The organism is Rufibacter soli (assembly GCF_054781795.1).
On the sequence record NZ_BAAGTS010000005.1, the window covers coordinates 217,519 to 230,922 of the forward strand.

General features: G+C 54.9%; 8 protein-coding genes. 7 read left to right on the plus strand and 1 reads right to left on the minus strand.

Features of this window, described 5'->3' with window-relative positions:
* Positions 1 to 3 precede the first annotated feature (3 nt).
* The 5 genes from ACYVJQ_RS15525 (at position 4) to ACYVJQ_RS15545 (ending at position 7,872) form a co-directional block, all read left to right on the plus strand.
* Positions 4 to 1,131, plus strand: coding sequence for an SGNH/GDSL hydrolase family protein (locus ACYVJQ_RS15525; RefSeq protein ID WP_460894025.1), 1,128 nt, complete (start codon positions 4 to 6; stop codon positions 1,129 to 1,131).
* A 108-nt stretch (positions 1,132 to 1,239) separates the two neighbouring features.
* Complete coding sequence (locus tag ACYVJQ_RS15530) at positions 1,240 to 1,914, plus strand: SGNH/GDSL hydrolase family protein (RefSeq protein ID WP_460894026.1); 675 nt, start codon at positions 1,240 to 1,242, stop codon at positions 1,912 to 1,914.
* 4 nt (positions 1,915 to 1,918) lie between these two features.
* Complete coding sequence (locus tag ACYVJQ_RS15535) at positions 1,919 to 4,210, plus strand: beta-N-acetylhexosaminidase (RefSeq protein WP_460894027.1); 2,292 nt, start codon at positions 1,919 to 1,921, stop codon at positions 4,208 to 4,210.
* Between the two features lie 17 nt (positions 4,211 to 4,227).
* Positions 4,228 to 6,075, plus strand: a complete 1,848-nt coding sequence (locus tag ACYVJQ_RS15540; RefSeq protein ID WP_460894028.1) for a family 10 glycosylhydrolase — start codon at positions 4,228 to 4,230, stop codon at positions 6,073 to 6,075.
* A gap of 126 nt (positions 6,076 to 6,201) precedes the next feature.
* Positions 6,202 to 7,872 (plus strand): phosphodiester glycosidase family protein, encoded by a 1,671-nt coding sequence (locus ACYVJQ_RS15545; RefSeq protein ID WP_460894029.1) that lies wholly within the window; start codon positions 6,202 to 6,204, stop codon positions 7,870 to 7,872.
* A gap of 105 nt (positions 7,873 to 7,977) precedes the next feature.
* Here ACYVJQ_RS15545 and ACYVJQ_RS15550 read toward each other — a convergent pair whose 3' ends face one another.
* Positions 7,978 to 9,210, minus strand: a complete 1,233-nt coding sequence (locus ACYVJQ_RS15550; protein ID WP_460894030.1) for an ROK family transcriptional regulator — start codon at positions 9,208 to 9,210, stop codon at positions 7,978 to 7,980.
* A 336-nt stretch (positions 9,211 to 9,546) separates the two neighbouring features.
* Here ACYVJQ_RS15550 and ACYVJQ_RS15555 point away from each other — a divergent pair, with 336 nt between their 5' ends.
* Entirely contained in the window at positions 9,547 to 10,725 is a 1,179-nt protein-coding gene (locus tag ACYVJQ_RS15555; protein WP_460894031.1) for a glycoside hydrolase family 10 protein, read from the plus strand.
* A gap of 119 nt (positions 10,726 to 10,844) precedes the next feature.
* On the plus strand, positions 10,845 to 13,094 hold the full coding sequence (locus ACYVJQ_RS15560) for a GH92 family glycosyl hydrolase (protein ID WP_460894032.1): 2,250 nt from the start codon (positions 10,845 to 10,847) through the stop codon (positions 13,092 to 13,094).
* The last annotated feature ends 310 nt before the right edge of the window (positions 13,095 to 13,404 follow it).

Below are 13,404 nucleotides of genomic sequence, written 5' to 3' on the forward strand. Positions count from 1 at the left end.
TCTATGAAACCATCTCCTTTACTCTCGCCCTTGCTGGCTCTGTTGCTGCTCACGTATTTTGCTACCCACGGAAAGCAGAACGCGCATGCCCGTCCCTCGGAGAAGGCCCCGGCCGCTATTGAATGGCACACGGTGCAGACGTTGGGCGTAGGGGGTATAGGATGGTCCGAACTGGAAAGCACCTTTACCCGCCTGCCCGCCAAGGCTAAAGGCCTGGTCACGGACGAGGTCTGGAAACTGGGCCAGAATTCGGCGGGAATACACGTGCGCTTTACCTCCAATTCGCCCAGCATCAAGGTGAAATGGAGTCTGCGCGGCAATAACAACCTCAACCACATGGCCCCCACGGGCGTGAAGGGGATAGACCTGTATGCCCGCGGCCCCAAAGGCTGGAAGTGGGTAGGCGTGGGCAAACCTTCTGGCAAGCGGAACGAGGCCGAGGTGGTGACCAACATGGCCGCCGGCGAAAAGGAATTCCTGCTGTACCTGCCCCTGTATGACGGCGTGGACTCTGTGGCGATTGGCGTGGAAAAAGGGGCTTCGCTTCAGAAAGTCGCGGCACCGGCTCAGAAGCCAATCGTATTCTACGGCACCTCCATTACCCAGGGCGCCTGCGCCACCCGGCCCGGTATGGCCTATCCCGCCATCATCGGGCGACAACTGGACCGTGAGACCATTAACCTGGGCTTTTCCGGCAACGGTAAAATGGACCTGCCCATGGCCCAGCTGTTGGCCGAACTGGACCCTGCCCTGTACGTGCTGGACTGCCTGCCCAACATGAAGCCCGAAGAAGTGCTGCCCAGAACATTGGAGGTAGTGAAACTTCTGCGGGCCGCCCGCCCGGCTACGCCTATTCTGCTGGTAGAGAACATAGACTACGCCCACACCTGGATAGACCTGCGCGTTTCTGACCTGGTGCAGAAGAAAAACCAGAACCTGCGCGCAGCCTATACCCAACTGAAAGACCAGGGGGTGAAACACCTCTATTACCGCAGCAACAAGAACCTGGTGCCCACCAACGGGGAAGGCAGCGTAGACGGGGTGCACCTCACTGATCTGGGTTTCGCCCACCTGGCCAACGCCCTGAGCCCGGAGATCAAAGCCATTACCAAGAAATCAAGGGTCCCGTAAGGTAGATGCCTTTCCTGTTTTGGGCCTGTTTTTAGAAAAACGTGCCCAAAACAGGAAAGCGCCCTTTACCCTCCCTTTACCTTCATTTTTCTTTTTCAGTTACCCCTTATGAAAGCACCTTCTTTCCTTGCCGTCCTGCTTTGCGCCCTTTGGTTCAGCGTATCTCCCGGGTTGGCCCAGAAACCAGACACACCTTTCCTCTGGGAAAAAGAAATAAAAGCCTTTGAGAAAAGTGACAGCCTGCAAATGCCCGCGCCCGGCGGCATCGTGTTTACCGGCAGTTCTTCCATTAGGGGCTGGCGCACGCTGCCCACAGATTTTCCGGACTACCCCATCATCCTGCGCGGGTTTGGCGGGTCGCGCATTGGCGACGCCACCTATTATTTTGACCGCATTGTGAAAAAATACCAGCCCAAGCAGGTGTTCCTGTACTCCGGCGACAATGACATTGCCAGCGGGAAAAACGCGGAGATGACCTTTGCCCAGTTCAAGGCTTTCGCCAAGAAGATGAAGGAAGAATTGCCTAAGGCAGAGTTGGTTTACCTTTCCATCAAGCCTAGCCTGTCACGCTGGGAGATGTACCCTACCATGCAGGAGGCCAACAAAAAAATAAAGCGGTACTCCTTCTGGCACCGCAACGTGAAATTTGTGGACGTGGGAACCCCCATGCTAGGCACTGACGGCAAACCCCGGCCCGAGCTTTTCATTGGTGACGGATTGCACATGACTCCCGCGGGCTACGTGCTCTGGGGCAAGATCGTGAAACCACACCTTCAGAAGTAACCAGATGCAAAGGAGGTGGCAGTGTACATATGGGCAATGGATAGGCCTGGTATTGGGGTTGATGGCCCTGGTGCTGAGATGTACCTCTGTGCCTGTGCCTTCCCGCCAGACCGCGCCCGTTGCTCTGCTTCCGCTTCCGCACAAAATGCAGCCTGGGCAGGGCCACTTCAAGGTAAACCAGCAAACCCGCATCTGGGTAGCAGACAGTACGCCTGACCTGGCCCAAACTGCCCAATATCTTTCCAATACCACCGGAATTCCCTTGCAAACCAATCCCGGCAAGACGCCCGGGGGGCGATCTATTCTTCTGAAGGTAAATCCTGCCTTGCCCTTGGGGCCAGAGGGCTACCGGATATCGGTACAGCCTGAGGGGGTGGTCCTGGAAGGCAAAACCAACCAGGGACTTTTCTGGGCGGTGCAAACCCTTCGCCAGATGCTGGAACTTCCGGTGTCTGGTACCCCTAACGCGCGTACCGCAACCCGGTTCCTGCCTACGGTGGAAATCCAGGACGAGCCGGCTTTTGGCTGGCGGGGCCTGATGCTGGACGTGAGCCGGCATTTCATGGACAAGGATTTTCTGAAACGTTACATAGACCTGGTTTCTTTCTACAAGCTGAACACGCTCCACCTGCACCTAACGGATGATCAGGGCTGGCGACTGGAGATTCCGGGCTACCCTAAACTCACCCAAGTAGGGGCCTGGCGGCAACAACCAGACGGGAGCCGGCACGGCGGGTTCTACACGGGCCAGGACATCAAAGAATTGGTGGCTTATGCCAAACTACGGCACGTGACCATAGTCCCGGAGATTGATATGCCGGGCCATGTGCAGGCGGCGCTGGCTTCTTACCCTGAACTTTCCTGCACGGGCGGGCCCTTTGCCGTTTCGGGGAAAGCGGGCGTGCACCCCGATATCCTATGCGCCGGCAATGAGAAAACCTATGCCTTTGCCGCGGCGGTGCTGACAGAGGTGGCGGCGTTGTTCCCCGGCCAGTACCTGCACCTGGGCGGGGATGAGGCCCCCAAAGACCGCTGGAAAGCCTGCCCCCGGTGCCAGCAACGCATGCAAGCCGAAGGCCTCCCCAATGAAGAGGCATTGCAAGGTTATTTTACCAGAAGGGTGCTGGCCCTGGCACGGCAACAACAGAAACAAGTCATTGCCTGGGATGAGGTCCTGAAGGGCGGGATTGGGCCAGAGACGGTCATCCAGGCCTGGCACGGGCCAGGAGCGGTAAAGGAAGCCCTGGGCAAAGGCGCCAAGGTGATCGTGTCGCCGCGCAGCAGTTTCTACCTTGATTTGAACAGCGGCCTCACCAGCGTGGCTAAGGTTGTACGTACGCCCCTTATTCCCCAAGGGGTGCCGGTTAGCCAACAGGCGCAAGTGCTGGGCGCAGAAGCTGCCCTCTGGACTGAAACCATTCCGCAGGAAAAGGTAGACGCCTTTGTTTTTCCTAGGCTGCTGGCCTTTGCAGATAATGTCTGGCGCAACGGCGCGGCAGAAACCGAGGATGCTTTTCTGGGACGAATCCGGGGGCATTATCCTTATCTGCAACGCCAGGGAGTGATGTACGGGTTTGAAACCTGGCCAGTAAAAGTGCAGCCTTCCTATAGCCCTTCCTCTGGAGCGTTTTCCGTTTTGTTGCAACCCGGGCTCCCCGGCCTGGACCTTCGCTATACCTTAGACGGCTCAGTGCCTGGCTTAGATTCTCCCCAGTACACGGGCGCGCCCATTCAATTTGCCTCTACGGCTACTTTGCAGGTGGTGCCTTTTCTGGGGCAGCGCGCCTGGCATGAACCGGTACGGGCCTCTTTTGTAAAACACCTGGCCCTGGGGCAAACGCCTGTGCTGCAACATGCTTTCCATCCTTCTTATCCGGGAGGGGGAGACCAGGCACTTACAGACGGAATTTTAGGAGGAGAGCAGTTTCAGGAGGGCTTCTGGCAAGGGTTTGAGAAAGAAGACCTGGAGCTCATCCTTGATTTAGAAAAGGAGCGCCCACTTAAGGAGGTGAGCATTCGGTTTCTACAGGACCTTAATTCCTGGGTCTTTTTGCCTACCCAGGTTGAGCTTTTAGTGGCAGGCGAGGACCGGCAGTTCCGGACTGTGGCCAAGGGCGGCTTTCCGGTGGCTACGGAGCAGGAGAAACCCCTCATCAAGTCCTTTACAAAGAGCCTGGCTGGGCAACCGGTTCGCTATCTCCAGATCAAAGCCAAAAATGTGGGCATTTGCCCGCCTGGCCACCCGGGCGCCGGTGGGGCAGCCTTCTTGATGACCGATGAAATAATAGTGCAATGAGCGTTGGCGTGAAGCATATGAGAAAAATAGGGGTCCTGGTATTCCTGCTGCTGATTTTGGTACTACTGGCTAATGTGCAGGCACAGGAACTGCGGGGCACCTGGATGGCGCGCACTTCCTTTACCAGCCAAGCCAGAATAGCCGCCCAAATGGACAGCCTGGCCGCGGCTAACTTCAATGTGGTATATGTGAACGTCTGGAGCCGGGGTTATCCTTTGTGGCAGAGTGACGTGTTCAAGAAACATACGGGAGTTTCCATTGATCCCGCCTATGCCGGCCGGGATATTCTGGCCGAAGCCATTGCCGAAGGCCATAGGGTAGGGCTACACGTGGAAGCCTGGTTTGAGTACGGGTTTGTGGGCGGCTACGCTCCTGCCGGCATCACTTCCAAAGGCCCCATCTTTGAGACGCACCCGCAGTGGCTGGCCCGCACGCAGGATGGGGTGGAGAAAGACGGGAGCAACTTCTACTGGATGGTGCACAGCAACCCAGAGGTACACCAGTTCCTTATCAGTCTGTCAACAGAGATAGCGCGCAAGTATGATGTAGACGGCATTGAGATGGACCGCATCAGGTATTCCAGCAAAGAGTATGGCTATGATCCCTTCACCGTTAACCTGTACAAAAGCGAGCATAATGGAACAGCACCTCCTACGGACGGGAATGATACCGCCTGGATGCGCTGGCGCGCCGATAAACTGAACCAATTTGTGGCCCTGCTCTATGATAGCCTGAAGGCGGTAAACCCTCGCGTGAATGTCTCCAGTGCGCCTAGCCAGATGGGTTCCTCTACCTATACGGCCTATGAGGGTCTCCTGCAGGACTGGAAATGGTGGATCACGAACAACAAGGTGGATAACCTGCAGATGCAGAGCTATTCGTCTAACATTTCCACTTATCAGAACTGGCTGGCCTACACCAAAAATGCGGTGATTGCCTATGAGCGCATTTACCCTTCTTTTGCCGTGAACCCTGGCACCGCTAACCTTACCGGACCCCAGGTGGTGGACTACCTGAATGTGAACTCCTCCCTGGGTTTCAAAGGGGCGGCTCTTTGGTTCTATGATGACTTGGTAGGTAAGTTCAGCTACCTGAAACAAACTCGTTTTGCCACCCCAGCGCACCCACCTTACGCCACCTCAGACTGGCGGGAGCATAAGGCCATTACCACTGTTGGGAATACGCAGGACGCAGTACAGACCGGTACCTGGGCGTTGAGCAGCATGGAGGGATATAGCGGCAAAAGCCTGTACGGAGGCGGCAATGGCGCGGCGGCCATTAACTATTTTGTAACGGTGCCGGCCAATGCTTTCTATGAAGTGTATGTCTACAACGTGCCTGCCGCCAACAGAACTCCCCGCGCCGAATACCAGGTGTTTGATTACACCGGCCAGCCTACTATCAAAACCCTGAACCAGACCTCCGCCGGGGCTCCCGGGTGGAACAAATTGGGTGACTTTTACCTGACCGCCGGTCGGAAACAACTGATCAGGTTATCCAGTGAGAGCGTGGAGGCCGGCAAGCTTCTAAGTGCCGATGCAGTGATGATCATCCGGAACCGCCGCCTGGACAATGCCCCCGTACCGCCGCCGCTTGGTTCTAGGTATGCATTACCCAACATGGGCCAAGGCCAAATAAGGGTATACCCTAATCCTACTTCTGGCATCTTCCGGTTGGTGTTGCCAGCGGGTGGTAAAAAGGTGGACCAGGTACAGCTGCTAGATGCAAAGGGAATGCTGGTTCAGGAGCCAGAGCCATTGGCAACTCCTTTGACTTACTCTCTCAAAGGATTAAAACCGGGAATTTACGCTTTACAGGTGCGGCAGGGGAAGTCACTTTCCCGGCAAAAGATAGTGGTGTTTTAAACCTTGCAAAGAGGGAGCCAGGCAGTTGTGAAGCGTTGTTGGCTAACGCTGAGGAATGCTTCTAGTTCTAATTTTGCCGCCCTGCGCGGTTTTGTACATCAGATTGAAACTTAACCAACGTTACATATGAACAAAACTTTACTTTCTGTTAAAAAGCTCCTGGGCACGGGAGCGCTGCTGCTCCTGATGCAGCCGGGCTTTGCCCAAATGACCTGGACCAAACCTGCCAGCCTCAATTCGGGCTTGCCCGCCTCTGTAGAGGTCTTCATGTCCACCTCGCCCATTGCTGCTGGGGTACCCACCAAGGCGTACTATACCCTGGCAGACCTGAAGGACTCCAACCTGGAACTGAAGGCGGCTTACGGCGGTGGCTCTTCCTCCAAAACCACCACGCAGTTCTTTGCCGAAGAGCAGCGCGAGCCGGCGTATGTGGCCATTAACGGCGGCTTCTTCGGGGGTAATATCTCTTACAGTTACCTGGCACAGAGTTCTGCGGTACTGGTTCCTAACATAAAAGTCCTGAACCGTGATGTGAACGGCACGTCTACGCCCTATTACCCTACCCGCGGCGCATTTGGTATCTTAGACAACAACACTCCAGACGTGGCCTGGATCTATAGCGTAGATGCCTCTAACAATACATATAGCTATACCGCGCCCAGCCCTAACCGGCTAGGTGAAACCCCGCAACCGGTACCTACTGCCACGTTTCCGGCCGGGGGTACGGTCTGGAAACCTTCAGTGGGCATTGGCGGCTCTCCGGTGCTGGTGCAGAACGGGGCAAAAATGGTCACAGATGCAGAAGAACTGATTGTGATTGACAATAATGCACGCCGCGCGCGTACGGCCATTGGCTACACCGCAGACAAAAAGGTGATCATGCTGGTAGTGGAAGGCGGTAACGCAGGCGTTTCTGAGGGCGCTACCTTAAGTGAGTTAGCTGATATGATGGTTGCCCTTGGTGCCGTGGAGGCCCTGAACCTGGACGGGGGTGGTTCTTCTACCATGGTGGTAAAAGGCGCCACTACCATCCGGCCCTCAGATACTGATGGCAAGGAGAGGGCCATGCCATCTTCCTTTATTCTAAAGCAGCGTGCCCCGGAACCTGTCATCTATGACACGGAGATGGCAGGCGTGTTCCAAGCCCGCAACGGCTGGACCGAAACCAGCAATGCCGGCTATTATGGTACTTCTAAGGCTCGTATTGTAGCCACTGGTACAGGAAACCGCATTGCCAGTTACACTTTCAAAGACCTTGAGCCTGGCCGCTATGAGGTGAGCGCCTGGTGGGTCAACTCCACCAACAGAGCCAAAGATACCCCTTATACCATTTATCATGGCGGAGTAGCCCAGCCAACCGTGCCCATGGACCAATCCATTAACGGATCTAAATTCAACTTGGTGGGTACTTATGACCTAAGGGCCAACGACTCATTGGTAGTGACCAACCTGGCTACCCCTACTCCAGGCCAAGCCACTACCTATGTGACCATAGACGCCATTAGACTGCAGAAGATAGGGACGCTGGCCTCCTCAGGCAAAGACGCGGTGCTGGCCAATCAGGTACGGGTGTATCCGGTGCCCACAAACGGGAAACTGTATCTGGAACTGCCAGAGGCTTTCCGGAAGAAAAGCAGTGTGCAGATAACCACCCTTACGGGGAAAACCGTTCTGCGCGCCTCTAACCTTTCTGGCGGCCTGGTGGAACTGAATCTAGCCCAGGAGCCAGCCGGCATGTACTTGATCATGCTGGAGTCACCGGAAGGCAGAGTGGTGAAGCGGGTGATCAAGCAATAGCAAGAACGCTTTACCTGAAAAAGGATGGTGCCTGTTTTGGGGCTGTTTTTATGAAAACAGCCCCAAAACAGGCATCATCCTTTTTATCCTTATCTCTGAGTTTGGTTAAATGTCTTCTAAGGCCAACACCCGGTTGCGCGCCAATAGGCAGGCCCCTATTACACCGGCTTGTTCACCCAAGATGGATATTTTCAGTTGCGTGTCATTGTTCACCAGGCTAAGGGAGTATTTCTTGATGGCGCTCTTGATGGGCAGGAGAATGTACTCGCCGGTAGAGGCCAGGCTGCCGCCCAGGATCACCAGTTCAGGGTTGAAGATGTTAATGAGCAGGGCAATGCCTTTGCCAATGTTTTCGCCTATTCTGGAGATTAGTTCAATGGCCAGCACGTCATCATTGTGGATAGCTTTGATGATGTCCTCTAGTTTGAGGTCTTCTACCTGAATGTTCTCGCGGGTAACCAGGGTAGAGGCGCCCGCCTGCAGTTGCTCCTTGAACATTTCAATCAAAGCCCACCCAGAACCTTCAGTTTCCAGACAGCCCTTCTTGCCGCATTTACAGATGATCTCGTTCTGGAAAATAGGAATGTGCCCAAACTCCCCAGAGTACCCAGACTTACCGTAGTACAGCTGGCTGTTGATCATGATGCCCATCCCAATCCCGTAATCCAGGTTCAGGAACAAGACGTCTTTCTCGTCTTTCACAACGCCAGAGCAAAACTCGCCGAAAGCCATGGCCCGGGAATCGTTTTCAAGAAACACGTTGATGCCCACCTCTTTCTCTATGATCTTGCTCAGGGGGTCTTCATGGAAGTGGAAGAAGCTATAGCTGTAGCCTTTCTGGTTGTTGATGCGGCCAGAGAGGTTAATGCCAATCCCCAGAATTTTCTCCCTTGGAATAGGCAGATCATCAATGAATTTATTAATGATCTGGCACAGCTCCTCCAGTGACTCCAGGTTGTTGGTTAAGCGGTAGGGGTACTTGTCAAAACTGCTGACCAGGTTTTTCTGGAAATCTGTGAGGCCAATGTTAATGTGGAACTTCTTCACGTCAATGCCCAGGAAGAAGCCTGAGTCTGGAGCCAGGCCATAGAGGTTGGGGCGGCGGCCCCCGGTAGAATCCACCTTGCCGTAGTCTTTCACCAGGCCGTCCTGCATAAGGTCATTGAGTAGGCTGGTTATCTTGGGCACGCTTAGGTTAAGTTCTTTGCCCAGTTCGGCAATGGTGGCGTTGCCAGTGTTGGCGAAGTAGGAAATCAGTTTCTTCTTCTGGTTTACATTGCGGTAGGCAACACCAGTAGGGGTATCACTGCTTATATCGGCGAAAAAGTTTTTGGTCATTTCAGTGAATCTTGTCTCATAAGGAGGCCTTCCTGGCGAGCTTATGCTCCCTATAATTCAAATTTATTCAATTATTGCAATCTATGGTGTAGTGTTTACACATATTCTGCATTTTATTTATATGCTTAGCGGGTTAAGGAACTAGCTTTGACTTTATAAAAACATTTAAAAACAAATTTTAGTTTAGAAATATAAGCCTTACTTTAGGCCTGTTCCTAATTCTTCTTTACCAAGGAAATAGCACCCTTAAGGAGGATCGAATGCTGTGCGGCGCTTGGGCGTCATGACTAGCAGCCACAGGTCCTTTACTAAATTATGAATCACAATCCACTATCTATGTCTTATCTGTCAATCAAGAAGCTTTGGGTAGTGCTCCTGTTTTTGGGTGGCTTGCTAACGGCGGCAGGGTGCACGGTCTCCAGACCCGGTCCTGAAAAAACAGCGAAAACCGGCATACGGGGCGTCTGGCTCACCAATGTGGTCAGTGACGCGCTCAATTCCCGAGCCAACATCAAAGAGGCGGTGGAACTGTGCAGTGAGCTGGGCTTCAATGCCATCTTTGTGGTTACCCTGAATGACGCCCAGACCATGTACCAGAGCGAGGTGATGCAGAAAATCACTGGCCAGTCCATTGCCCCGGTCTTTGCCGGCCGTGACCCCTTGCAGGAACTGATAGAAGAGGCCAAAAAGAAGGATATCAAGGTCTTTGCCTGGTTCGAGTTTGGCTTTGCGGCCTCCATTAATGACCACACCGGCGGGGTGCTGCTGCAGAAAAAGCCGGAGTGGGCCTCCAGGGACAAGGATGGCAACATTACCGCCAAGAACAACTTTCAGTGGATGAATGCTTTTCACCCCGAGGTGCAGGGCTTTGTGAAGGACCTGGTGCTGGAGGTGGTGCGCAAATATGAAGTAGACGGTATCCAGGGCGATGATCGGCTACCCGCCCTGCCCAGCAACGGCGGCTACGACCCCTACACCGTGAACCTCTACAAATCTGAGCACAGCGGCAAGGCGCCCCCCACCTATGAGAATGACTATGAGTGGGTGAAATGGCGCTCGGGCAAGCTGAACCTCTTCCTCAAAGACCTGGTGACCGAGGTACGCAAGGCCAAGCCGGAGATGATTATCTCCATGGCGCCCAGTATCTACCCTTGGGCCGAGGAGAATTACCTGCAGGACTGGCCGGCCTGGCTCAACATGGGCCTGGTGGATTTGGTGATTCCGCAGGTGTACCGCTATGATTCCCGCCCTTACCAAAACGAGATGAACAAAGTCCTGAGCCAGCAGCTGGGCAACTTCAACCCAGAGGGGTTCTACCCGGGCATTTTGCTGCAGGTGGATGACTACACAGCCTCAGAGGAGTTGCTCACGCAGATGGTGAACTACAACCGCGCCCACAGCATCAACGGCGAGGTGTACTTCTTCTACGAAGGCCTCAAGAAACGCAAGGCGTTTTTCAAGGCCCTCTACAAAGAGCCGGTGCGGTTCCCGGATTTCAGGAAGAAAAGGCCTTAGCCTTTCCCGGCACTGAGAAAAGGGAATTTCCGTTTCAGGGTGTTTTCCTGAAAACGGGCTCAAAACGAGGTTTGTATGGCCAGCGGGCGAGGCTCCTGGCGTAAATAAATTAGTGGCAGATGAAGATAATAAAAGGTGCGTTTGGGGTATTGTTGCCCCTGAGTTTACTGGTAGGCTGTGCCCTCCAAAACCAAGAGGATTCAGGAAAGCTGATGGCCGGGGTTGACAAGGTAGACCCGTTCATAGGCACCGGCGGCCACGGGCATACCTACCCCGGGGCGGTGGTGCCCTTCGGGATGGTGCAGGTAAGCCCGGACAACGGCACGGAAGGCTGGGACTGGTGCTCAGGCTACCATTACTCAGACAGCCTTATCGCGGGCTTCAGCCAGACCCATTTGAGCGGCACCGGCATTGGCGACCTTTGCGACGTCTCCCTTATGCCGCAGTATCCCGCTGACCTGGGCAACAACCCGCGCCAGAAGTTCAGCCACGACCGGGAATCGGCGGTGCCCGGCTTTTACACCGTTACGCTAAACAATAAAATCAACGTGGCGCTTACCGCCACCGAGCGGGTAGGCCTGCACCAGTACCAGTTCCCCGCCGACTCGGTGAAAGGGGTGGTGCTGGACCTGGGCTTTAGAATCAATTGGGACAAACCCACCGAGACCCAGATTACGCTGGTGAACGACACGCTGGTGACGGGGTTTCGCAAGTCTACGGGCTGGGCTCGGAAGCAGTGGGTCTATTTCGCGGCCGTTCTCTCTGAGCCCGTGCAGATGGCGCAGCTGCTGGATAGCGTGAAAAGCGTGGCCGGCAAAGAGGTGCGCGGCAGGAAAGCCAAAGCCCTGCTCACCTTCGGCAAAGGGGCTAAGCCGATGCTTATCAAAGTGGGCATCTCCAGCGCCAGCGTGGAGGGGGCTTTGCAGAATATCCGGCAGGAACTGCCAGGCTGGGACTTCAACCGGGTAGCCCGGCAGGCCAAAGACCAGTGGGCCAAGGAAACAGGCAAGATTCAGGCCTCGTTCATTGCCCCCGGTATGGATACCATTTTCTACACGGCCCTCTACCACACCGCGTTGGCGCCCAGCCTGTTCTCAGACGTAAAGGGCCAGTACAAAGGTTTCCGGGATACGGTGGCCACGGTGCCGTTCCAGCGCTACACCGTCTTTTCCCTCTGGGACACCTTTAGGGCCACCCACCCGCTGTTCACCATCACGCAGCCGGAGCGGGTGCCCGATATGATGCATACCCTGTTGCAGGGCTACAAAGAGCACGGGCTTCTGCCGGTGTGGGAACTATCGGGCAACGAGGCCAACACCATGACCGGTTACCACGCCGTGCCGGTGCTAGCCGATGCCCTTCTGAAAGGTTTCCTGCCCGAAAAGGCCGAGGAAATCTATGCGGCCATGGAGGCCAGCGCGGCCCAGAACGTGCGCGGCACCGATTTCTACCGCACCTACGGCTACATCCCGGCCGACAAGGACGGCTGGTCGGTGACCAAGACCCTGGAGTACGCCTACGATGACTGGTGCATTGCCCAGGTAGCCAAAAAACTGAACAAAGCCCAGGACTACCAGAAATACATGAAGCGCGCAGCCTCCTACAAGGCCCTGTTTGACAAGGAAACCAAGTTCATGCGCGGTAAAAACGCCAACGGCAGCTGGGTGACTCCCTTTGACCCATTCCACTCTGAGCACGGCTTTGACGGCATCTACATTGAAGGCACTGCCTGGCAGCATAGCTGGTTTGTGCCCCACGACGTGCAGGGTCTCATTAACCTGTTCGGGTCAGACGCCAGCTTTGTCCAGCACCTGGACTCCACGTTTAATGTCACCTCCAAGATGACCGGGCCCAACGTGTCGCCCGACATCTCGGGGCTCATTGGCCAGTACGCCCACGGAAACGAGCCTAGCCACCACATCGCCTACCTCTACAACTACGCCGGCCAACCCTGGAAAACCCAGGAGAAGGTGCGCCAGATTATGACTACCATGTACAGCAGTAAGCCAGACGGCTTGGCTGGCAACGAAGACTGCGGGCAGATGAGCGCCTGGTACGTGTTCAGCGCGCTGGGTTTCTACCCAGTCAATCCCGCCGACGGAAACTATGTATTGGGCAGCCCTTTGGTAACCCAGGCCAAGATTGAGGTAGGCCCCGGCAAGTACTTTGAGGTGGAAGCCGAAAACAACAGCGTCCAGCATAAATATGTGCAGGGCGTGCGCCTCAACGGCAAGGCTTTGGAGCGTTCCTACATTACCCACCAGGAAGTGATGCAGGGGGGGAAGCTGACCTTTGACATGGGGCCGTCGCCTAACCGCCAGTGGGCCACTACTGCCGGCCAGAACCCGCCTTCGGTAACGGCGCGGTAAACATCTTTGGCGGTAGGTATCAATTAGGCGGACGCTGTTTTGGGCCTGTTTTTAAGAAAACGGGCCCAAAACAGCGTCTGGTTTTTTGCCTGGGTGCCGGTTTTCCTCCTGCAGGATAGGAAAGGCAGCCGAAGGTCTATTTCGGCTTTCAGGGCGCCTATCCAGCCTGATTCTCTGGGTCTGTTTATAATGCCGCGCCTTGTAAATAGAACGCAAGAAGCAGAGCCTAGACAGAGAAACTTAATAAATAAAATTAAAAATGCTTTGTAGTTTTTAAAAATGTAGATAATTTAGAGGTAAATAAGAATCC